Here is a 20,730-nt window from a genome sequence, read left to right on the forward strand (position 1 = left end):
TCGCGGCCCGCCGAGGGGTCAGGCCCGAGGGCTGGACTTCGCGGGGGGTGGTTCGGCGAACAGCGCGAGCAGGTCGCCGACCTGGCGGTCGGCCTCGGCGGGATGCCGGAACCGGCCGGCCGGGTTGAGGGTGTATTCGTTGCGCCGCCCGACGCGGGTGCGGCGCAGGTAGCCTTCCGCCTCCAGGTCGGCGACGATCGCCTGCGCGGCCCGTTCGGTCACGCCGACCTCGGCCGCGACATCGCGCAGCCGGGCGGTGGGGTCGCGGGCGATGGCCAGCAGGACGTGCCCGTGGTTGGTGAGGAACGTCCAGTTCCGCCCGCCGCCGGTGTCGCCCGTCGCGGTGCTCGTCATCGTGTGACCGCCTCTCCGGATGTCCGTCCTGCCCACGACGGGAGTCTTGTCCGCCCTGCCCTCGGGCCGTTACCCAGGGTCGAACCGAGGTCAACGTATGAAATCTATATCACGTATATCTTGACGTACCTTACGGTGCGTGTGACGGTGGTGACCGAGCCAGCGCCCGCCGCCCGGGCGAAGAGCCCGTTGACCAGGTCAAATGCGTCGAGACGAGGTGCGGGAATGAGCCAGACCGGAACTCCCAGCGGGCAGCCGGGTCCGCAGCGGACCACCGACCGGGCGTACGCGCTCGGCGAACCGGCCCGGGCGTACGCCGAGCTGGCCGCCGGCAACCGGCGCTTCGTGAGCGGTGCCCCACGCCATCCCAATCAGGATGCCGGGCACCGGGCTGCCGTGGCCGACGGGCAGCACCCGTTCGCGGTGATCGTCGGCTGCTCCGACTCCCGCCTGGCTGCCGAGATCATCTTCGACCGCGGGCTGGGTGACCTGTTCGTGGTCCGTACGGCCGGGCACACCGCCGGCCCGGAGGTGCTCGGCAGCGTGGAGTACGCGGTGACCGTGCTCGGCACCCCGCTGGTGGTGGTGCTCGGCCACGACTCGTGCGGCGCGGTGCAGGCGGCCCGGGAGGTCGCCGCGACCGGCACCCCACCTCGTGGGCACCTGCGGGCGGTGGTCGACGCCGTGCTGCCCAGCCTGCGCCGGGCCGGAGCCGAGGGCGTGGACGACATCGACGGCATCGTCGACATCCACATCGCGCAGACCGTCGAGACGCTGCTGAGGCAGTCGCCCGTGCTGGCCGACGAGGTGGCGCAGGGGCGGTGCGCGGTGGTGGGTGTGTCGTACCGACTCGCCGCCGGAGCGGTGCGCCTGGTGGCCGCCGTGCCGGCCGGCTTCGGGACGCTCGACGTGCCTGCCGGATCGACCGATCCGGCCACGCCTTCCGCCGCCTGACGCGTCGAGGGCCGCCCCGCGCGACGCGGAACGGCCCTCGAGAGGATTGTGCGGGTCAGAGCAGCGACATGTGGACGTGGTCGGTGTGGTTCGACGGCCCGCTGTACGAACTCCAGCCGGTCGCCGGGAACCAGATCTGCCGGTTCCAGATCACGTAGTAGATGCCGAGCCGGTCGGCGTTACGGATGAGGAACGCGGCGACGTTGTTGCCGTACGTCCGGGTGTCGTCGTTGTGCCACGGGGCGAAGCCGCTCTTCTGCAGCGACCAGTCGCAGGCGCGGCCCTTCGGGTGCTCCCACGGCCCGCCGGAGCGGTAACAGCCGACGAACCGGTTGAAGCCCGCCCGCTTGACCTCCTTGTACGCGTGCAGCGTCCGGGCGGTGACGCAGCCGGAAGTGGTCGGGTCATTCTCGCTGCACGACTGGGGCTTCCAGTCACCGTCCGCGGTGCGACCCGGGCCGATCTTCGCGACCATCGACGTGGCGTCCACCAGACCGCCGGTGAAGCCCTTCCCGCCGACCAGGGAAAGCGCCTTGTCCGCCTCGCTCTTCCGCTTCGCCATCACGGCGGTCTGCTTCTGCTGCTCGCGGACCTCCGTGTCGAGGGCCAGCTTGGCTTGCTCGGCGCGGGCCTTCACCGTGTTGACCTCGGCGAGCTTCTTCTCGTTGACCATGTTCATCTCGTCGAGCGCCGCGGCGCGCTCGACGAACGAGTCGGGAGCGTCGCTCTCCAGCAGCATCGCGATCGCCCCGATCCGGCCGGTCCGATACGACTGGGCGGCGATCTGCCCGACCTGTGGGGCCAGCGCGTCCAGGTCGGCCTTGGCCCGGTGGACCTCCAGGGCCAGCTCCTGCTGCCGCTTCTTGGATTTGTCCAGCTTGGACTTGGCGGCGGAGTAGTCGCGGTTGGCCTGCTCGATGACGTCGTTGAGCAGCTTGGGCTCGTTGTCCTCCTCGTGCCCGGACGGTGTGGGGGTCGTCGGGGCGGCGTTGGCCGGGAGGGGACCGGCGAGCACAGTCAGTGCGGCGATCACGGCCACCACGGGTGTCAACCAGCGGCGTAGGGGTGCCGTCACAATGTTCCCTTCCGTCGACCGCCGACCGGGTTAGCTGACGGGTTCGGGGCGGAAGTGGCCCCTACCGCTGACGCGGATTCACCCCAGGTACCTGGGTCCCCGGTTCGCCGGTTGGCGATTGGGCGGTGGCACCGCAGGCGCCGCGTCGCGCCTTCATCGGTAACCGGCAGCGAGGTTACCTGAGAGCCGGCCGGGTGAGCTACGCCTGGATGCCGATCAAAAGTGTCATTTCGCCATAGCGTTGAGTGACCAGTGGCGTGGTTCTCAGGGCGGATACCTGATCTGGTCACGCTGAGGAGTGTCACCATGCCGTTTCCGTGCTCCTGTCCGGCTCCGGCCACCGATCGGCGGCGGTGAATAAGGGCGGGGTCCGCGGTTGATCCGGCTCGTCTGCGCGCCCGGCGGCGGTCACCACCGCGGCCAGCCCGGTGGTCAGCGGCACGGCCGCGATCAGACCGAGTGTGGCGACGGCGCTACGGACGATTTCCTGCGCGAGGAACTCGCTGGTGAGGATCTGCCCGATCGGTCGCGAGTCGGCGGTGAGCAGGAGCAGCAGCGGTAGAGACGCGCCCGCGTACGCCAGCACGATGGTGTTGACCGTGGAGGCGATGTGCGCGCGGCCGACCCGGGTGGCCGCACGGTACAGCTGCAACCGGGTCAGCCCGGGGTTCGCGTTCGCCAGCTCGGTGACGGTGGCGGCCTGGGTGACCGTCACGTCGTCGAGCACCCCGAGCGAGCCGATGATGATCCCGGCGAGCAGCAGGCCGTGCAGGTCCACGTCGCCCTGGAACATCGACAGGGTGGTGGCATCCTCGCTGCCGAAGCCGGTGAGGTGGGTTGCGGCCGTGGCGATGGTGGCGAGCACGCCGGTCAGCACCAGGCTGCCGAGGGTGCCGAGGACCGCGACCGAGGTCTGCGCGGTGACCCCGTGCGTCAGATAGAGCACGACGAACATGATGAGGGCCGCGCCGACCACCGCCACCAGCAGGGGTGATCTGCCGGCGCCGATGCCCGGCAGCACGAAGGTGAGCAGGATGGCGAAGCTGGCGGCCAGCCCGGCGAGCGCGGCCAGGCCCCGCCACCGACCGAACGCCACGATCGCCGCGGCGAAGACCACTGCCAGCCACACCATCGGGGTGCCGCGCTGGTGCTCGGCGATGTTCCAGCTGCTGGTGGCGGGATCGGCCGGATCAGTCAGCTCGACCAGGATGACCTCGTCGCCGACGTCGACCCTCGGGGCACCGGGCCCGTCGGGCACCGGTGTCTGCACCTTCTGGCCGGCGGTCGGCCCGTCGTCGACCCGGACGTCGACCGTGCCGCACGGCCCGGCGCCGAACCTCGGCGCGCCCTCGGGGGCCGACGGCACCGGCGGGCACGGCTCGGTGACCACCCGGGTCACCGTGCCGGGATAGCGCGGTACGTCCGCCCCACCGTCGGTCTGCGGTGGGCCGCCGCGCGGCCAGAGCAGCACCGCGGCGAGCACGGTAGCGACGAACAGGGGCACCACGGTCATGACGAGGATCCGTCGCACCCGGGGCGGGGCGGACGGAGCGGGACGGGTGTGGTCGGAACCCAAGGCGAGACTCCCAACGATCCGGTGCGGGGTACGTGTCAGCGGGCCGGTCGGTTCACCGCCACCGCGAATACGGACCGAGCGGCGCGGCGGATCGCTGGCTGACGAGCACTTGATCACTGACGGTCAGTGCCGGGTCCGGCTGGGCGGGGGCTGGGCCACGGGATGGAGGCGCCGGTGCTCGACTGTGCGACGGTTGACGGGGGATCATCGTGGGGAATGCTAACCACCCCGATCCGGGGCTGTAGGTCGTGGCGGAGTGTCGGCGGCTGAACCGCCCATGTGGGGCCCCCGGCGCGGCATGTTGGAGACATGCCCGACCCGTCGCCACCCGAACCGGACCGCCAGCAGCACGCGGCCCCCGCCGCGCACGTGCAGCACGACAAGCACGCCGGGCACGATCCCGCGATGTTTCGTCACCGCTTCTGGGTCTGCCTGGTGCTCACCGTCCCGGTGGTCCTGACCAGCCACCTCGTGTCGGATCAGCTGGGCCTGAGCGGGAAGGTCCCCGGCCGTTCCTGGGTGGGTCCGGTGCTCGGCTCGGTGGTGTTCTGGTGGGGCGGTTGGCCGTTCCTGGTCGGCGCGGTCCGGGAGGTGCGGGACCGGGCACCCGGCATGATGCTGCTCGTCGCGATGGCGATCACCGTCGCCTACACCGCGTCCCTGGCCACCAGCGTCGGCGCCTTTGACCTGGACTTCTGGTGGGAGTTGGCCGCGCTGGTCACCATCATGCTGCTCGGGCACTGGCAGGAGATGAAGGCCATCGGGCAGGCCCGGGGAGCGCTTGCGGCGCTGGCCGCGCTGCTACCGGACGAGGCCGAGCGGGTGGCGGCGGACGGACGGGTCGAGGCGGTGCCGGTGACCGACCTGCGGGTTGGTGACGTGGTGCTGGTCCGCCCAGGGGGTCGGGTGCCGGCGGACGGCCGGATCGTCGACGGCGGCGCCGAACTGGACGAGTCGATGATCACTGGCGAGTCGCGGCCGGTCGCCCGTTCGCCGGGCGACCGGGTGGTGGCCGGCACCGTCGCCACCGACTCGGCGATCCGGGTCCGCGTCGAGGCGCTGGGCGAGCACACCGCGCTCGCCGGCATCCAGCGGATGGTCGCGCAGGCCCAGGCCTCCGGCGGGCGGGCCCAACTGCTGGCCGACCGGTTCGCCGCCGCGCTGTTCTACCTGGCCACCGGCACCGCTGTGTTGACCGTGCTGGTCTGGACCGTCCTCGGCCAGCCGGACGAGGCGGTGGTCCGCGCGGTCACCGTCCTGGTGATCGCCTGCCCGCACGCGTTGGGACTCGCCATTCCCCTGGTCGTGGCCCTCTCCACCGCGCTGGCCGCGCGGTCCGGGATCCTGGTCAAGGACCGGTTGGCGTTGGAGCGGATGCGGACCGTCGGCGCGGTGCTCTTCGACAAGACCGGCACGCTGACCCGGGGCGAGCACGCCCTCACCGACCTGGTGACGGCACCTGGCGCCGAGCGGGACGAGGTGCTGCGGATCGCGGCGGGCGTCGAGTCGGACAGTGAACATCCGTTGGCTCGGGCGATCGTGGCGGCGGCCGGGCCCGCAGGCCCGCTCCCGGCCGCCGGGTTCCGGTCGCTGCCGGGCCGCGGTGTGCAGGCCACCATCGACGGTACGGAGTACGCGGTGGGCGGGCCGGTGCTGCTGCGGGAACTGGGCCTGCCGCTCCCGGCGGAGCTGGAGGCGGCGACTGGGCGGTGGTCGGCGCGGGGTGCCGCGGTGCTGCATCTGGTGCGGCTGCCGCAGACCGTGCTCGGCGCGTTCGCGTTGACCGACGAGGTGCGTCCGGAGGCACGGCGGGCCATCGCCGAGCTGCGTGCCGAGGGCGTCCGGACGATCGCCATGATCACGGGTGACGCTCGGTCGGTGGCCGAGGCGGTCGCGGCCGAACTCGGCTTCCGGCCCGGCGTCGACGAGGTCTTCGCCGAGGTGCTGCCGGCGGAGAAGGACGACCGGGTGGCCGAACTCCAGCGCCGGGGGTTGACCGTGGCGATGGTCGGCGACGGGGTGAACGACGCCCCGGCGTTGGCCCGTGCCGATGTGGGCATCGCGATCGGCGCGGGCACCGATGTGGCGATCGAATCCGCCGGGGTGGTGCTGGCGTCGTCGGACCCGCGCGGGGTCGGTGCCGTGGTCCGGCTGTCCCGGGCGTCGTATCGCAAGATGCGGCAGAACCTGGCCTGGGCGGCGGGCTACAACGTGGTGGCGCTGCCGCTGGCGGCCGGGGTGCTGGCCCGGGCCGGGGTGGCGTTGAGCCCGGCGGTGGCGGCGGTGCTGATGTCCGCGTCCACCATCGTGGTGGCGCTCAACGCGCAGTTGCTGCGCCGGGTCCGTCTCGACCCGGCGCCGGACTGAGGGCTGTCAGCCGCGCTTCATCAGCCGGCCGACAGCCGCCATCATCTCGGTGGCCATCTCGTCGGCCCGGCCCTCGGCCGCCCCCTCGTGCATGCAGTGCCGGGCGTGCCCGTCGAGCAGCCCGAGCGCCACCTTGTCGAGGGCGGCCTGGATCGCGGAGATCTGGGTGAGCACGTCGATGCAGTAGCGGTCGTCGTCGACCATCTTCTCGATGCCGCGGACCTGCCCCTCGACACGGCGGAGCCGCGCGAGCAGTTGGTCCTTGCTGGCGGTGTATCCGCGGATCGGGGTGGGTGCGGTCATGCGACGAGGATAGCTTACCCCTGGGGGGTATGCTAACGTCCTGTTCTGACGACATACCCCAACCGGGTATCGGTACTGGCGCAAGGGAGACGATTCGATGGTCAACACGACGTACCAGGTGCAGGGCATGACCTGTGGGCACTGCGTCAGCGCGGTGAGCGCCGAGGTTGGCGCCATCGAGGGCGTGCGTGACGTCCAGGTCGACCTCGCGGCCGGCCGGGTCACCGTCAGCAGCGACCAGCCGCTGGACACCGGGGTTGTCCGGGCCGCTGTCGACGAGGCCGGCTACGACCTCGTCGACGCGTGATCGGAGGGCCGGCATGCGCACCGTGACGAGATTGGCCGGGTTTGCCGTCGGTCTGGCGGCGGTCTTTGGCGCGACATACGGGATCGGCCGTCTGGTCGACCCCGCCCCGGTCGCCGACAGCGGGCACGACGGCGGTGCCGCCCACGCGACGGGGGAGCACGACCAGGCGACCGACCGGCTCCCCGGCGGCCTGCTCGTCTCCGACCGCGGCTACACCCTCGAACCGGTCGACGCCCCGGCCGACGAGTTCGCCTTCCGGGTCACCGGACCGGACAGGCGCCCGGTGACCCGGTACGACGTGGCGCACGACAAGCGGATGCACCTGATCGTCGCCCGACGGGACCTCTCCGGCTTCCGCCACGTGCACCCCGACCTGGCCCCGGACGGCACCTGGCGGGTCGACACCCCGCTGGCCGGCCCCGGGCAGTGGCGGGCGTTCGCCGACTTCACCCCGACCGGGGGCGAGCCGCTGACCCTCGGCGTGGACGTGACAATTCCCGGTGAGCTGACCGAACGGCCGTTGCCCGCCCCGGCGACCAGCACCACCGTCGACGGCTACACGGTCACCCTGACCGGTGCGCCGCAACCCGGCAGCACGTCGCCGCTGACCTTCACCGTGAGCCGGAGCGGGCAGCCGGTCACCGACCTGGAGCCCTACCTGGGCGCGTACGGGCACCTGGTGGCACTGCGCCGGGGCGACCTGGCGTACCTGCATGTGCACCCGGACGGGACGCCCGGCGACGGCCGGACCCAACCCGGCCCGGCGGTCACCTTCCGCGCCGACGTGCCCTCGGCTGGCAGCTACCGGCTCTACCTTGACTTCCGGCACGGCGGGGCGGTGCACACCGCCGAGTTCACCGTCGTCACCGGCACCTCACCGGCCGACGCTCCACCGGCCGGGGGCGACCCGAGCGGACCCGCACCGACCGGCGGCGCCGACCACGGCACCCCCGGGCACGGGCACAACTGACGGGACCAGAGATGACCACCACCAGCCGACCGCTGCCCGAGGCGCCGAACCAGATCCAGTTGTCGATCGGCGGGATGACCTGCGCCGCCTGCGCCGCCCGGATCGAGAAGAAGCTCAACCGGATGGACGGGGTGAGCGCCACCGTCAACTACGCCACCGAGAAGGCGACCGTCCGGTACGCCGACGGCGTCACGCCGGACGACCTGATCGAGACCGTGCAGAAGACCGGATACAAGGCCGCACTGCCGGCCCCGCCGACCGCCGAGCCGCCGGCGGATCCGCTGAGCGGCCCGCGTACCCGGCTCTGGGTTTCGGTGGCGTTGAGCGTGCCGGTGGTCCTGCTGGCCATGGTCCCGGCCTGGCAGTTCGACTACTGGCAGTGGCTGTCGCTGACCCTGGCCGCCCCGGTGGTGGTCTGGGGTGGGCTGCCGTTCCACCGGGCCGCCTGGACCAACCTGCGGCACGGCGCGGCAACCATGGACACGCTGGTCTCGCTCGGCACACTGGCGGCGTTCGGCTGGTCGCTCTGGGCGCTCTTCCTCGGTGACGCCGGGATGCCTGGGATGACGCACCCGTTCCGCTTCGACATCACCCGCACCGACGGCGCCGGCAACATCTACCTGGAGGCGGCCGCCGGGGTCACCGTGTTCATCCTGGCCGGCCGCTACTTCGAGGCACGATCCAAGCGGACCGCCGGTGCCGCCCTGCGCGCTCTGCTCGAACTCGGGGCCAAGGAGGTGGCGGTGCTGCGCGACGGGGTGGAGACCCTGATTCCCGTGGACCGGCTCGCCGTCGGTGACCGGTTCGTGGTCCGCCCCGGGGAAAAGATCTCCACCGACGGCGTGGTCGACGAGGGCACCTCTGCCGTCGACGCCAGCATGCTCACCGGTGAGTCGGTGCCGGTCGAGGTCGGCCCGGGTGACAGCGTGGTCGGTGCCACGATCAACGCGGGCGGGCGGCTGGTCGTCACCGCGACGCGGGTTGGCGCGGACACCCAACTCGCCCGGATGGCCGACCTGGTCGAGCAGGCGCAGAGTGGCAAGGCGGCCGTGCAGCGGCTCGCCGACCGGATCTCCGGCGTCTTCGTGCCGATCGTCATCACGCTGGCCGTGGGCACCCTCGGCTGGTGGCTCGGCACCGGGGCCGGCCCGACCGCCGCGTTCACCGCCGCCGTGGCCGTGCTGATCATCGCCTGCCCGTGTGCGCTCGGGCTGGCCACCCCGACCGCGTTGCTGGTCGGCACCGGCCGGGGCGCGCAGCTCGGTGTGCTGATCAAGGGGCCGGAGGTGCTGGAGTCGACCCGCCGGGTGGACACCGTGGTGCTGGACAAGACCGGCACCGTGACGACCGGCCGGATGACCCTGGTGGACGTGGTGCCGGCGAGCGGGGAGGACCGGGCGGAGCTGCTCCGGCTGGCCGGCGCGGTGGAGGCTGCCTCCGAGCATCCGATCGCCCGTGCGGTCGCGGCGGGTGCCGCCGAGGCGGGCGCGCTGCCCCCGGTGACCGGCTTCCGCAACCTCGAAGGGCTGGGTGTGACCGCCACGGTCGACGGGCGGGTCGTGCTGGTCGGCCGGGCCCGGCTGCTGCGCGAGCACGAGATCGACGTGCCGCCGGAGGTCGAGCGGGCCAGCAGCGACGCGGAGGCCGCCGGACGTACAGCGATCGTCGCTGGCTGGGACGGGCGGGCCCGGGGCGTGCTCGCGGTCGCCGACGTGGTTCGGCCGACCAGTCGGGCGGCGGTGGCCCGGCTGCGCGCGCTGGGGCTCACCCCGGTCCTGCTGACCGGGGACAACACCATCGTGGCCCGCGCGGTCGCCGCCGAGGTGGGCATCGACGAGGTGATCGCCGAGGTGCTGCCTGCCGGCAAGGTCGACGTGGTTAAGCGGCTCCAGGCCGAGGGGCGGTCGGTGGCGATGGTCGGCGACGGGGTCAACGACGCCCCGGCGCTGGCCCAGGCCGACCTCGGGCTGGCCATGGGCACCGGCACGGACGTGGCGATCGAGGCGTCCGACCTCACCCTCGTCCGGGGCGACCTGGACGCTGCGGTGGATGCCATCCGCCTGTCCCGCCGCACGCTCGGCATCATCCGGGGCAACCTGTTCTGGGCGTTCGGCTACAACGTGGCGGCCCTGCCGTTGGCCGCCGCCGGGCTGCTCAACCCGATGATCGCCGGTGCCACGATGGCGCTGTCCTCGGTCTTCGTGGTGGCCAACAGTCTGCGACTGCGCCGGTTCCGCCCGGCCGTCGGTGATCTGTGACGGCGGTGATGGTTGGGCCGGCGACGGCGGGGGTACCTCTGTGGTGGTAGCGACGCTTGCATTGGAGGTTGGCAATGGGTATCGACGACAAGATCAACAACGCCAGCGAGGACGCGGCCGGCAAGCTGAAGGAAGGCGCCGGTCGGGCCACCGACAACGAGCAGCTCGAGGCTGAGGGCCGTGCCGACCAGTCCACCGCCAAGCTCAAGCAGGCCGGTGAGAAGATCAAGGACGCCTTCAAGAGCTGACGTACGACGTAACCCGCACGCCGGGCCGGTGATCAATCACCGGCCCGGCGTGCTGTGTGTCGGGGCCTTTCCAGCGACCCTGAGATCCCGCTGATTCCGCTTCCGCCCGACGGCACCTGCTAACTTTCCTTGGCATGTGCAAGGGCTGGTTTTGATCGATCAGGCGGTGCCCGCTCGGGGTGCCAGCTGCCCGGCCATCGAACCCGAGGTGTGACCGCCGCCGTTGCCGGCCGTCGGGTGGTCCGCGCCGCCCGACGGCCGGCAGCGGTGTGCTCAGCGGCGTCGGGTGGCGCGGACGACCACGTCGCGCAGCGGGGCCTCCCGGCCCGGCGCCGTGCGGCGGTGCTCCTCGGCGGTGATGATCTCCCAGCTGGCGCCGTCCAGACCGGCGGTGATGTCCGCGAGGGTGACCGATGCCTCGTCGGGCGGGTGGTGTCCACGCCCGTGTGCGTGCCCGTGCCCCTGCTCGGTGGCTTCGGAGGTGTGCAGATGCCCGACGATCAGGAGGGTGCCACCGGGCGCCACCCACCCGGCGATGCGGTGGTAGAAGTCCAGCTGTGGCATCGCGGGGTGCGCGTAGTGCGTCGTGACCAGGTCGAACCGCGCCTCCGGGGCCCAGGCCGTCAGGTCCGCCGCCACCCACCGCACCCGCTCGGACACCCCGCTGCCGGTCGCGCGTTCGGCGGCCCGGGCGAGGGCGACGGGGGCGATGTCGACCGCGGTGACCTGCCAGCCGTGGGAGGCGAGCCAGATCGCCTCGGCGCCGGCGCCGCACCCGGCGTCCAGCGCCGAGCCCGGCACCAGAGCGCCGGTCTCCCGGGCCAGGTACGGGTGCGCGGGGTTCGTGCTCATCGCGCCGGGGCGGTCGTGGTGCGCCTGCTGCCAGTGCCGCTCCCAGTAGTCCTTGTCGAACTCGTGCTGCTCGGTCACCTGTGCCTGCTCCTTTGCGCGTCGCCACCGACTCTGGCCGGTGACCGGTTCATGCGCAAAGATTGTTGCCAAAACGGCAACCCGGTCACGCTCACTGGTGTCCGGCCAGCCGGGCGGCCCGGACCTCCAGGTACCGCTGCTCGGGCAGGCTCGTGGTGCCGCGTGCCGCGGCCAGGTAGGCCGCCCGCGCCGCCTCGGCGTCCCCGGCCAACTCGAGCAGGTGGGCCCGGACGGCGGCGAGCCGGTGATGCCCGGCGGTGCGCTCGTCGGCGTCCAGCGGTGTGAGCAGGGCGAGCCCGGCCCTGGGCCCGTCCACCATGGCCACTGCCACCGCCTGGTTCAGGGTGACCATCGGGTTCGGCGCGATCCGGGCCAGCAGTCGGTAGAGCGCGACGATCTGCCGCCAGTCCGTCTCGGCCGCCGTCGACGCCTCGGCGTGCACCGCGGCGATCGCCGCCTGGAGCTGGTACGGGCCGGGCGGCGACCAGGTCAACGCCTCGGTGATCAGCGCGATCCCCTGCGCGATGGCGGCTGCGTCCCACCGGGTGCGGTCCTGCTCGGCCAGCGGCACCAACTCCCCGTCCGGGCCGAGCCGGGCCGCCCGGTGCGCGTCGGTGAGCAGCATGAGTGCCAGCAGCCCGGCCACCTCGCCGTCGTCGGGCAGCAGCCCGTGCAGGATGCGGGCCAGCCGGATCGCCTCACCGGTCAGCTCGGCCCGGTGCAGGTCCGGGCCACTGGACGCGGTGTACCCCTCGTTGAAGATCAGGTAGAGCACGCGCAGCACTGTCCGCAGCCGCTCGTTCCGCTCCCCCGGTTCGGGCATGGCGAACCGGGCTCCGGCGGCCTCGATCCGCTGCTTGGCCCGGCGGATCCGTTGGCTCATCGTCGCCTCCGGCACCAGGTGTGCTCGGGCGATCTGGGCGGTGCTGAGGCCGCCGACCGCACGCAGGGTGAGCGCCACCTGCGCCGATCCGGTCAGCGCCGGGTGGCAGCAGAGGAACAGCAGGGTGAGTGTGTCGTCGGCGTCCGGGACGGCCGGCTCCGCGTCGGCCGCCGGCGCCACCCCGGCGTACGTCGGCTCGCGCAGTGCCACCGCCACCTCGCGGTCCCGGCGGGCGCTCTCACTGCGCCACTCGTCGGTGAGCCGGCGGGTGGCCACGGTGAGCAACCAGGCGCGGGGATTGTCCGGTACGCCCTGCCCGGGCCACTGTGTCGCGGCGGCGAGCAGTGCCTCCTGGACCGCGTCCTCGCAGCGGTCGAACTGGCCGTGCCGACGGACCAGCAGGCCGAGGACCTGCGGCGCGAGCATGCGCAGCAGATCCTCGACCGTCCGGTCGCCGGTCACATCTCCGTTCCGGCCTGCTCCATGACCGGGCGGACCTCCATTGCGCCGCCGTGCCGTACGTCCGGCCAGCGGGCGGCGATCTCGGCGGCCCGCTGTGGGCTGTCGCAGTCGACGGTCAGGTAGCCGGCGAACTGCTCCTTGCTCTCCATGAACGGCCCGTCGACGATCTCGGGGTTGCCGTCGACGAGCCGGACCGTCAACGTCTGCGACGGGTTGGCCAGCGCCTGGCCGTCGACCAGCTCACCGGTCTCGGTCAGCTCCTTCATGATCTCGTCGACCTCGCCGAAGAGGGCGGTACGGTCCTGCTCGGTCAGCTCCTCGGTGAAGCCGGGCCGGTTCCAGATCAGCAGCATGTACTTCACGGCGACGCTCCTCAGGCATTGGCCGCACCCCGGTCGGGGGGCGGTTCACCGGAAGGTCGGAGCCGAGACCCCGTCCCCTACGGCGTACCGAAGGAAATCGCAGAAAAGTCCTCCGGTGGCGGTCCCACGCCGGACGGGGTCAGCGCGGGTCGGGCCGGCCGGGCACCTGTCGGGGCTTGCGCCCCCCGCCCACGTCCAACGACGCCCGGTCGGCGGCCGAGGTGCCGGACGACCAGCCCTCGGCGTCCCGGACGCTGAGCCGGTGCCGGGTGACACCGGGGAAGAGCGTGTCCAGCCGTTCCCGGACCGCCTCGCCTCGCGCCGCGAGCACCGGCAGCAGCCGCTCCGACCCGGCCGTCTCGGCTGCCGCCCGGTCCGCCGCGTCGGTTGCCGCCTCGGTGGCCGCGCCCAGCCGCTCGCCGATCCGCAGCGCGAACGCGTTGAGGAAGGACTCGTCCCAGACCTTTGTCCGCCGCCCCGACCCCGGCCGCCGCTCGGCGCGCCCCCGCAGCATCGCCCCGGTGGCCTGGACGAGCAGCGAGGTGTAGAGCAACTCCACCGCCACCAGGTCGGCCGGCCAGCCCAGCACGGTGGCGAAGCCGAGATCGTCGGACCAGACCGCCTCGCACCGGTTCGCCGCCGCCACCTCCTGCACCAGCAGTGCCTTCGCGCCCGCGTACGGGGGGTCGGTGCTGAGCCGTACCCCGCCGGGCAGGTCGCCGCGCTCCGACCCGGCGGCCAGCAGCGCCTCGTCGATGCTGTGCCGGGCAATCAACTCCTGCGCCTTACCGGTCAGCGCCTCCGCCTCGGCCGGGAAGGTCGTCGACTCGGCCTTGGCCAGCAGGGCCCGCACCCGGTCCAGCATCGGCGACCCGCTGCGGGTCCTACCGGCCGTCCGGGCGGTCGCCGCGCCGGTCGTGCCCGGCGGTGGGCGCAGCACCGCGATCGGCGGCAGGCCCTCCACCAGCGCGAGTATGTCCACGGCCGCGCGGAGCGCGTCGGGCCGGTCCAGCCCGACATGTGCCGACCAGTAGGTCAGCACGGCCAGGTCGTCGTCCCACCGCACTTCGGCGGCCAGCTCTCGCAGCTGCTCGTCCCACCAGGCCGGGACCGGCTCTGCCTGCTCGCGCCGTTGGACGGCCATCGCGTCGCGGACCAACCGGGCCGATCGGGCGTCGAGCCGTCGGCTGATGATCCGGTCCACGTCGACCGGCTGCCAACCGCGCGGCCAGAGCCGGCTCAGGCCGCGGACCAGGCGACGCAGCAGCGCGGCGTCCACCGCCGTGGTGCCGTCCGCCGCGCCGGTGCCGACCATCAGTTGGTCCAGCTGTCGTTCGGCCTGCCGTACGTCGGTACCGCGCACCGCCGCGAGTGCGTTGGCGACGAGTTCGTCCGCGTCCGGCACGGGCACCTCCTTCTCGTGCTTCGCTGCCTTCTCGGGATCCGCTGCCCCTTCAGGTTCCATGATCATGCCGTGAGTCGTGCGGGAGTCGCGAAACGGGGAGGTCACCGCCGGCACGCGACGGGGCGCGGCGCCCAGCAGCCCTGACCAACACGAAATCCCAGAAGTCGGGGTGTCCCACCAGGCCGGACACCCCGGTATCACCGAACTTGTGTCGATCACTCCCACAGCGTCCGGAGAAACTCCGGTAGATATGATCCGTCCGGTTCGGAGCCCTGACCCGGCATGGATGCGAGGTGTGTGATGGCCGATCGGAGCCTGCCAGGCGCACGGACTGTCGACGTTCGTTCCTCCACGCTCGTCGGCGTCCTGATCGGCATCGCGATCATGGCCGCGGTGGATGAGATCGTCTTTCACCAGCTGCTGGCCTGGCACCACTTCTACGACCGGTCCACCCCGTCAGTGGCGCTGCTCTCGGACGGGCTGCTGCACGCCGCCGAGGTGATCGCCCTGGTCGGCGGGTTCTTCTGGTTCGCCGACCTGCGCCGGCGACGTGCCCTGTCGGCCCGGCTGGCCTGGGGTGGCTTCCTGCTCGGCGCCGGAGGCTTCCAGCTCTTCGACGGGCTGGTCGACCACAAGGTGCTCCGGCTGCACCAGATCCGCTACGGCGTACACCTGGTGCCGTACGACGTGGTGTGGAACGTGGCCGGCGCGGTGCTGCTGCTGGCCGGCGCCGCCGTGGTGTGGTGGGCCCGGTCCCGCCGGCCGGACGACGGCCCCCGGTGACGGCGGTCCTCGCCGGCCTGCCGGGCTGGTCCGCGCCGCCCACGCTCGCGCACGGTGGGCACGGGGCGGATGCGCCGAGCTGGTTTCCGCTGCTCCCGGTCGCGTTGCTGGCGGGCGGCTACCTGCTGGCCGCCGTACGCGACCCACGGGGGTGGGACCACCGCCGCACCGCCGCGTGGCTGGTCGGCTGCGCCCTACTGGCGGTTGCCGTCGGGCCGCTGGCCCAACTCCCCGAGGACCCGCGCGGGCACATGGCGCAGCACCTGCTGCTCGGCATGCTGGCCCCGCTCGGGCTGGTCCTCGGCGCCCCGGTGACGCTGCTGCTGCGGGTCGCCCCAACGCCGGTACGTCGGGCGGTGGGCCGGCTGCTGCGCGCCCGCCCGCTGCACCTGATCGCCCACCCGGTCACCGCCGCGCTGCTGAGCACGGGCGGGCTGGCGCTGGTCCTGCTCACCCCGCTGTACGCGGCGGCGGAGCGTCAGCCTGCTCTGCACCACGCCCTGCACCTGCACTACCTGGCCGCCGGGTACCTCTTCGCCTGGTCGTTGGCGGGCCCGGACCCGGCGCCGCGTCGCCCGGGGCTGGCGGTCCGGGTCGGCGCGCTACTCGGCGCGGCGGGCGGCCACGCCGTGCTGGCCAAGTACCTGTACGCGCAAGCCGGAACCCTCCCGCCCGGCCTCACCGACCGTGACCCGGCGGCACTCCAGTCGGCCGCCCAACTCATGTACTACGGCGGTGACCTGGCAGAGCTGTTGCTGGCGATAGCCCTCTTCGCCACCTGGTACAACCGCCCCGCCCGGGCGCGGCACCCCCGGCCACACCGAGTGATCAAGAGGTTTACGTCACCAAAGGACGGTTCTCTGAGGCAAACCTCTTGATCAACCCGAAGATGGGGTGGTCAGGGCTGCGGAGAGCTGGGTGAGGAAAATGCGGATGCTCTCCTCGCTGTGGTGGGTTTCGATCTGGTCGTTCAGGGGGCCTGGATGGCGCAGCGCATGGGCCAGCGCCTCCAGCGTCTCGGCCCGTTCACCTGGGTAGAGGCCGCCGGTCACCCCGTAGGCGACCCGGGTCACCACTGTGTCGTCGAGCGCCCGGTCGAACTGGATACCGTAGAGGATCCCGTTGACGTGGCCCTTCCAACTGTTCGTACCCATACTCATTCACTCCCGTGGAAGATCCGATCGCGGCACCGGCCCAGCCAGGGCGGCGGTCAGGAGCCTCGCCAGTTTCGCGGATCGGGTGGGGTGGGCGTGGCTCAGCCAGGCGACGCGGCCGGTCAGGTGCTCGGCGAACGCCGGATGACCGGCGTGGTTCTGCGCGGCCAGGCCAGTGCAGGCGGCGTTGTGCAGGATCGCGCGCAGTAGGTCGTACTCGGTGCGCGGCACCGCCGGCCGTTCGTTGACCACCAGCCCGGCAGCGGGCCCAGCACCTCGGCGAGCAAACGCCGGTGCAGCGCGCGCAGCCGCGACTTTGGGGCCTCGATCAACCGACCGCCGGCCGCCCAGCGGTACCGGTAGTGGTGCAACCGATGATCGTCGGCGCGGCGGTTCATTCCCCGCCGGTCGGCGTACCAGTCGAGCTGTTCCGGGGTCAGGTCGAGCAGCCGGGCCAGGTCACCCAGGTCGTCCAGCACCGGGGTCGACCAGGGCCGACGGACCGTCCGGGTCGGAGTGACCGGCCGGGCGCGGACCACGATCGGTTGGCCGCGCTGCCGCGCCGCGTCGACCACCTCGGTCAGCAGCGCAAGGTCCGCGAGGAAGGCGGCCAGCTCCCGGGGCCGGTCGTGCGGGGCACGGGGGTACGCGGCGAGCACCGCGACCGCGAGCGGCCACAGCCACCGTCGGCGTACGCCCAGCACCCGCCCGCCCGATTCGACCAGGCCGCCGCGCTGCCACCGCTCGGCGGCGAGGAACGCGTCGCCGAGCGCGACGGCCAGGGAGGCGACCGTCGTCACGGCCGCACCGGGAAGGGTGGCAGCGCGCCCCGACGATGCCCGGTCGTACGGGTGCAGAGGCTCGCGAAGCGTGCCGACGCACCTGTGGTGTGCTGCCCAGGTGGATGTGACGCCCCCGGGGTTACCCCGGAGGAACCTCGACCGCGTCCCCGAAGGGCTCGCGGCCAGGTCAGCTCGGGGCACGCTGCCACCCGTGCAGCCTAGCCCTGGTCGCCGGTTGACGGGGTGTGCCGCCGTCCGTCACTGCCAGCCGGTGAGGATCGTGTCGACGGGTTGGACGTCCCGCTCCGGGTCCGGCGCTGGCGTGGGCAGGGCGGCCGGTGTCCGGTCGAAGCGGGGCGCCGGGGCGGGCTGGATCTCGTCGCCCACCTCGACGAAGGTGTCCCGGGCCGCATTGTGCGGGTGCTGGTGAGCCTCGCCGGGGGCGAGCACCGGCGCGACGCAGGCGTCCAGGTCGGCGAAGACCGCCGTCCACTCGGCCCGGGTCCGTTCGGCGAACCGCTCGGTGAACCGGTGGCGCAGTTCGTCCCAGCCGCTCGGGTCGTACTGGGCGGGCAGGTCCGGGTCGTCGGCGAGGTCGAGGCCGCTGAGCAGTACGGCGTAGAAGGCCGGTTCGATCGCGCCGACGGCCATGAATCCACCGTCGGCGGTGCGGTACGTGTCGTAGAACGGTGCCCCGCCGTCGAACATGTTGCGCCCGCGCGGTGCGGCCCACAGGCCGGTGCCGAGCAGCCCGTGCAGGAACGAGGTGAGCAGCGCGGAGCCGTCCACCATCGCCGCGTCGACCACCTGGCCGAAGCCGGAGCGCTCCCGTTCCAGCAGTGCCGCCAGCACGCCGACGGCGAGCAGCATGCCGCCCCCGCCGAAGTCACCGAGCAGGTTCATCGGCGCGTACGGGCGCTCCCCGGCGCGGCCCAGCGGCTCCAACGCCCCGGCCACCGCGATGTAGTCGATGTCGTGCCCGGCTCGGGCTGCCAGCGGGCCGTCCTGACCCCAGCCGGTCATCCGCGCGTACACCAGACGGGGATTGCGGGCCTGGCAGACCTCCGGCCCGAAGCCGAGCCGCTCGGCCACCCCCGGCCGGTACGCCTCGACCAGCACGTCCGCCCGATCCACAAGGCGCAGCAGGTCCGTCACTCCGGTCGGGGATTTCAGGTCCAGCGTGGTGACCCGCCGGCCGCGCTGCAACGGCCCGCCGGTCGGCGCGGCCAGCCGTCCCGCACCCGGTCCACCCGGCCGGTCCACCCGCACCACGTCCGCGCCCAGGTCAGCGAGCACCATGCAGCCGAACGGCGCCGGGGCGAGGCTCGCGAGTTCGACCACCCGCACCCCGGCGAGCGGCCCGCCACGCGCCGACCCGCCCGACGCCGTCACGCGACGCCCGCTGGTTCGGCCGGGCGGGCGGTCGACGCGGCGAGCCGGTCCACCAGGTCGGTGGGGGGCGTGAACCGGTCGCCGTAGAGGTCGGCCAGCTCGGTGGCGCGGGCCGCGAAGCCGGCCGGGCCGCCCGCGTACTGCCGGACGTAGCGGATCACCCCGCCGGTCCAGGCCGGGAAGCCGATGCCGAAGATCGAGCCGATGTTGGCGTCGGTCTCGGTCCGCAGCACGCCCTCGTCGAGGCAGCGCAGCGCGTCGAGCGCCTCGGCGAAGAGCATCCGCTCCTGCAGGTCGGTGAACGGCACCGCCCGGCCGGCGTCGGTGGTCAGGTCGGCGAGACCGGGCCACAACCGGCCCCGGGTGCCGTCGTCGTACGCGTAGAAGCCGCGTCCGGTGGCGCGCCCCGGCCGGTCGTACGCGTCGACCAGCTCGTCGACGAGCCGGTGCGCCGGCAGCGGCAGGAACTCTTCGCTGGCGGCCTCGAACTGGCGGCGGATCCGCTGGATCAGGGTGAGACTGACCTCGTCGGCCAGCGCCAGCGGCCCGGTCGGGTAGCCGGCCTGGAGGGCGGCCTGCTCGACCGACGCGGCGGGGACACCCTCGGCGACCATGCCGACCGCCTCGTCGAGGAACCGACCGATCACCCGGCTGGTGAAGAAGCCCCGGCCGTCGTTGACCACGATCGGGGTCTTGCCGATCCGCCGGCCCAGGTCGAACGCCCGCGCCAGCGCGGCGTCGCCGGTCCGCTCACCCACCACGATCTCCAGCAGTGGCATCCGATCCACCGGGGAGAAGAAGTGCATGCCGATGAAGTCGGCCGGTCGGTCCACCCCGGCGGCCAGCGCGGTGATCGGCAGGGTGGAGGTGTTGGAGGCGAGCAGGGCGTCCGGTGCCAGCACCGGCAGCACCTCGGCGAAGACGGTCCGCTTCAGCGCCGGGTCCTCGAAGACCGCCTCGATCACCGCGTCGCAGCCGGCCAGCGCGTCGACCTGGTCGGTGGTGGTGATGCGGTCCAGCACCGTGCGGGCGTCCGCCTCCGTTGCGCGGCCCTTGCGTACCTTGCGGGCCAGCAGCCGTTCCGCGTGCTCCCGGGCACGGCCAGCGGCCTCGGGGCTCACGTCCTTGACCACCACGTCCAGGCCGGCGCTGGCGCAGGCGTACGCGATGCCCGCGCCCATCATGCCGGCGCCGAGCACCGCCACCCGGCGCACCGGAGCGACGTCGATCCCCGTCGGTCGGGCCGCGCCGCCGTTGACCGCCTTCAGGTCGAAGAAGAACGCACCGATCATGTTCTTGGCGACCTGGCCGGTGAGCAGGCCGATCAGGTGGCGGGTCTCCACGGTGAACGCGGTTTCCAGGTCGACCTGTGCGCCCTCGACGGCGGCGGCCAGAATCGCCTCGGGTGCGGGCAACCGGGCACCCTTGAGCTGCTTACGCAGGGTGGCCGGAAAGGCGGGCAGCTGTGCGGCCAGTGAACGGCTGGCCGGGGTGCCGCCGGGCATCCGGTAATCCGGCCGGTCCCACGGCTGCGTTGGGTGCGGGTTGGCGGCGATCCAGGCCCGTGTGTGATCCAACAGCTCTGTGGGGGTGGCGACCACCTCGTCGACCAGACCGGCGGCCAGGGCGTCGGCCGGGCGCATCCGTCGGCCGGTGAGCAGCACCGTGGTCAACGCCCCGGCCAGGCCGAGCATCCGTACCGTCCGGGTGACACCGCCCGCCCCGGGCAGCAGGCCCAGCGTCACCTCGGGCAGCCCGAGCCGGCTGCCGGGCACGTCCAGCGCGATCCGGTGGTGGCAGGCGAGCGCGATCTCCAGGCCACCGCCGAGTGCGGAGCCGTTGACCGCGGCGACCACCGGCCGGCCCAGCGTCTCCAGTCGGCGCAGGTCCCGTTTGATGGTGCTGAGCAGTTCGGTCAGCGCAGGCGCGTCAGCGCGGGTGGCCCGGATCATCTCCGGCAGGTCACCACCGGCAAAGAAAGTCGACTTCGCGCTGGTCACGATGACCCCGGTCAGCTCGTCGCGCTCAGCCTCCAGCCGGTCGAGCACCCTGCTCATGGACGTGGCGTACGCCCGGTTCATGGTGTTGGCGGGCTGGTCGGGGTCGTCCAGGGTGAGGGTGACGATGCCGTCGGCGCCGCGGTCGTACCGGATGGTGTTGGTCAT

Annotated in this window: 20 protein-coding genes and 1 riboswitch; of the genes, 8 read left to right on the forward strand and 12 right to left on the reverse strand. The window is 72.8% G+C overall.

Translation table 11 applies throughout. The features are described 5' to 3' along the window. Positions 1-18: 18 nt before the first annotated feature. Positions 19-354, reverse strand: coding sequence for a helix-turn-helix transcriptional regulator (locus tag OG811_RS13380; protein WP_406074561.1), 336 nt, complete (start codon positions 352-354; stop codon positions 19-21). A 225-nt stretch (positions 355-579) separates the two neighbouring features. Between OG811_RS13380 and OG811_RS13385 the strand changes: the two genes are divergently transcribed. Next, the gene (locus OG811_RS13385) at positions 580-1,308 is read left to right on the forward strand and encodes a carbonic anhydrase (protein WP_406074563.1); all 729 of its coding nucleotides are present in this window, start codon (positions 580-582) and stop codon (positions 1,306-1,308) included. 55 nt (positions 1,309-1,363) lie between these two features. Here OG811_RS13385 and OG811_RS13390 read toward each other — a convergent pair whose 3' ends face one another. Both OG811_RS13390 and OG811_RS13395 read right to left on the reverse strand, forming a co-directional pair. Then, positions 1,364-2,383, reverse strand: a complete 1,020-nt coding sequence (locus OG811_RS13390; protein WP_406074565.1) for a coiled-coil domain-containing protein — start codon at positions 2,381-2,383, stop codon at positions 1,364-1,366. Positions 2,384-2,387: 4 nt separating this feature from the next. Beyond that, positions 2,388-2,518: riboswitch (cyclic di-AMP (ydaO/yuaA leader) on the reverse strand. A gap of 166 nt (positions 2,519-2,684) precedes the next feature. Then, positions 2,685-3,959 carry a YibE/F family protein gene (locus tag OG811_RS13395; RefSeq protein ID WP_406074567.1) on the reverse strand — a complete coding sequence of 425 codons (1,275 nt, stop codon included), beginning with the start codon at positions 3,957-3,959 and terminating at the stop codon, positions 2,685-2,687. A 309-nt stretch (positions 3,960-4,268) separates the two neighbouring features. Here OG811_RS13395 and OG811_RS13400 point away from each other — a divergent pair, with 309 nt between their 5' ends. Then, positions 4,269-6,326: a heavy metal translocating P-type ATPase gene (locus OG811_RS13400; RefSeq protein WP_406074569.1), complete on the forward strand. Its 2,058-nt coding sequence runs from the start codon at positions 4,269-4,271 to the stop codon at positions 6,324-6,326. Positions 6,327-6,332: 6 nt separating this feature from the next. Here the strand turns inward: OG811_RS13400 and OG811_RS13405 are convergent, their stop codons facing one another. Further along, positions 6,333-6,629: a metal-sensitive transcriptional regulator gene (locus OG811_RS13405; RefSeq protein ID WP_030329541.1), complete on the reverse strand. Its 297-nt coding sequence runs from the start codon at positions 6,627-6,629 to the stop codon at positions 6,333-6,335. Positions 6,630-6,726: 97 nt separating this feature from the next. Here OG811_RS13405 and OG811_RS13410 point away from each other — a divergent pair, with 97 nt between their 5' ends. The 4 genes from OG811_RS13410 (at position 6,727) to OG811_RS13425 (ending at position 10,412) form a co-directional block, all read left to right on the forward strand. Then, a complete protein-coding gene (locus OG811_RS13410; protein WP_354993094.1) occupies positions 6,727-6,936 on the forward strand; it encodes a copper ion binding protein in 210 nt (69 codons plus the stop codon). A gap of 13 nt (positions 6,937-6,949) precedes the next feature. Then, entirely contained in the window at positions 6,950-7,906 is a 957-nt protein-coding gene (locus tag OG811_RS13415; RefSeq protein ID WP_406074570.1) for a hypothetical protein, read from the forward strand. Positions 7,907-7,917: 11 nt separating this feature from the next. Continuing rightward, on the forward strand, positions 7,918-10,164 hold the full coding sequence (locus tag OG811_RS13420; protein ID WP_406074571.1) for a heavy metal translocating P-type ATPase: 2,247 nt from the start codon (positions 7,918-7,920) through the stop codon (positions 10,162-10,164). Positions 10,165-10,238: 74 nt separating this feature from the next. Next, positions 10,239-10,412: a CsbD family protein gene (locus OG811_RS13425; protein WP_139583988.1), complete on the forward strand. Its 174-nt coding sequence runs from the start codon at positions 10,239-10,241 to the stop codon at positions 10,410-10,412. 273 nt (positions 10,413-10,685) lie between these two features. Here the strand turns inward: OG811_RS13425 and OG811_RS13430 are convergent, their stop codons facing one another. The 4 genes from OG811_RS13430 to OG811_RS13445 form a co-directional block, all read right to left on the reverse strand. Continuing rightward, positions 10,686-11,342: a class I SAM-dependent methyltransferase gene (locus tag OG811_RS13430; protein ID WP_406074573.1), complete on the reverse strand. Its 657-nt coding sequence runs from the start codon at positions 11,340-11,342 to the stop codon at positions 10,686-10,688. A gap of 91 nt (positions 11,343-11,433) precedes the next feature. Then, positions 11,434-12,651 carry an RNA polymerase sigma factor gene (locus OG811_RS13435; protein WP_406075710.1) on the reverse strand — a complete coding sequence of 406 codons (1,218 nt, stop codon included), beginning with the start codon at positions 12,649-12,651 and terminating at the stop codon, positions 11,434-11,436. Between the two features lie 32 nt (positions 12,652-12,683). After that, complete coding sequence (locus OG811_RS13440) at positions 12,684-13,040, reverse strand: YciI family protein (RefSeq protein WP_406075712.1); 357 nt, start codon at positions 13,038-13,040, stop codon at positions 12,684-12,686. Between the two features lie 148 nt (positions 13,041-13,188). Continuing rightward, positions 13,189-14,520: a DUF2786 domain-containing protein gene (locus OG811_RS13445; protein ID WP_406074574.1), complete on the reverse strand. Its 1,332-nt coding sequence runs from the start codon at positions 14,518-14,520 to the stop codon at positions 13,189-13,191. Between the two features lie 234 nt (positions 14,521-14,754). On the opposite strand from OG811_RS13445, the gene OG811_RS13450 reads away from it, so the two are divergent. Together OG811_RS13450 and OG811_RS13455 are read left to right on the forward strand one after the other, a co-directional pair. Then, positions 14,755-15,237 (forward strand): DUF2243 domain-containing protein, encoded by a 483-nt coding sequence (locus tag OG811_RS13450; RefSeq protein ID WP_272615097.1) that lies wholly within the window; start codon positions 14,755-14,757, stop codon positions 15,235-15,237. Further along, complete coding sequence (locus OG811_RS13455; protein WP_406074576.1) at positions 15,234-16,115, forward strand: cytochrome c oxidase assembly protein; 882 nt, start codon at positions 15,234-15,236, stop codon at positions 16,113-16,115. The genes OG811_RS13450 and OG811_RS13455 overlap by 4 nt, the downstream gene beginning before the upstream one ends. On the opposite strand, the gene OG811_RS13460 is transcribed toward OG811_RS13455, so the two are convergent. The 4 genes from OG811_RS13460 to OG811_RS13475 all read right to left on the reverse strand — a co-directional run bounded on the left by OG811_RS13460 (position 16,116) and on the right by OG811_RS13475 (position 20,730). Further along, positions 16,116-16,391, reverse strand: a complete 276-nt coding sequence (locus tag OG811_RS13460; protein WP_406074578.1) for a hypothetical protein — start codon at positions 16,389-16,391, stop codon at positions 16,116-16,118. 122 nt (positions 16,392-16,513) lie between these two features. Beyond that, positions 16,514-17,191 carry a hypothetical protein gene (locus OG811_RS13465; protein WP_406074580.1) on the reverse strand — a complete coding sequence of 226 codons (678 nt, stop codon included), beginning with the start codon at positions 17,189-17,191 and terminating at the stop codon, positions 16,514-16,516. A gap of 240 nt (positions 17,192-17,431) precedes the next feature. Then, positions 17,432-18,565 (reverse strand): CaiB/BaiF CoA transferase family protein, encoded by a 1,134-nt coding sequence (locus tag OG811_RS13470; RefSeq protein ID WP_406074581.1) that lies wholly within the window; start codon positions 18,563-18,565, stop codon positions 17,432-17,434. Then, positions 18,562-20,730, reverse strand: coding sequence for a 3-hydroxyacyl-CoA dehydrogenase NAD-binding domain-containing protein (locus OG811_RS13475; protein WP_406074583.1), 2,169 nt, complete (start codon positions 20,728-20,730; stop codon positions 18,562-18,564). The genes OG811_RS13470 and OG811_RS13475 overlap by 4 nt, the downstream gene beginning before the upstream one ends.

Origin of the sequence: Micromonospora sp. NBC_01638 (assembly GCF_045209745.1) — a bacterium.
Taxonomy (GTDB): Bacteria; Actinomycetota; Actinomycetes; order Mycobacteriales; family Micromonosporaceae; genus Micromonospora.

What these genes read in the sequence shown, in the direction of transcription:
- OG811_RS13380 (WP_406074561.1), bottom strand. Translation starts at nt 354, where the DNA reads ATGACGAGCACCGCGACGGGCGACACCGGCGGCGGGCGGAACTGGACG.
- OG811_RS13385 (WP_406074563.1), top strand. Translation starts at nt 580, where the DNA reads ATGAGCCAGACCGGAACTCCCAGCGGGCAGCCGGGTCCGCAGCGGACC.
- OG811_RS13400 (WP_406074569.1), top strand. Translation starts at nt 4,269, where the DNA reads ATGCCCGACCCGTCGCCACCCGAACCGGACCGCCAGCAGCACGCGGCC.
- OG811_RS13405 (WP_030329541.1), bottom strand. Translation starts at nt 6,629, where the DNA reads ATGACCGCACCCACCCCGATCCGCGGATACACCGCCAGCAAGGACCAA.
- OG811_RS13410 (WP_354993094.1), top strand. Translation starts at nt 6,727, where the DNA reads ATGGTCAACACGACGTACCAGGTGCAGGGCATGACCTGTGGGCACTGC.
- OG811_RS13415 (WP_406074570.1), top strand. Translation starts at nt 6,950, where the DNA reads ATGCGCACCGTGACGAGATTGGCCGGGTTTGCCGTCGGTCTGGCGGCG.
- OG811_RS13420 (WP_406074571.1), top strand. Translation starts at nt 7,918, where the DNA reads ATGACCACCACCAGCCGACCGCTGCCCGAGGCGCCGAACCAGATCCAG.
- OG811_RS13425 (WP_139583988.1), top strand. Translation starts at nt 10,239, where the DNA reads ATGGGTATCGACGACAAGATCAACAACGCCAGCGAGGACGCGGCCGGC.
- OG811_RS13435 (WP_406075710.1), bottom strand. Translation starts at nt 12,651, where the DNA reads ATGCTCGCGCCGCAGGTCCTCGGCCTGCTGGTCCGTCGGCACGGCCAG.
- OG811_RS13440 (WP_406075712.1), bottom strand. Translation starts at nt 13,040, where the DNA reads ATGCTGCTGATCTGGAACCGGCCCGGCTTCACCGAGGAGCTGACCGAG.
- OG811_RS13445 (WP_406074574.1), bottom strand. Translation starts at nt 14,520, where the DNA reads ATGATCATGGAACCTGAAGGGGCAGCGGATCCCGAGAAGGCAGCGAAG.
- OG811_RS13450 (WP_272615097.1), top strand. Translation starts at nt 14,755, where the DNA reads ATGGCCGATCGGAGCCTGCCAGGCGCACGGACTGTCGACGTTCGTTCC.
- OG811_RS13460 (WP_406074578.1), bottom strand. Translation starts at nt 16,391, where the DNA reads ATGGGTACGAACAGTTGGAAGGGCCACGTCAACGGGATCCTCTACGGT.
- OG811_RS13475 (WP_406074583.1), bottom strand. Translation starts at nt 20,730, where the DNA reads ATGACCAACACCATCCGGTACGACCGCGGCGCCGACGGCATCGTCACC.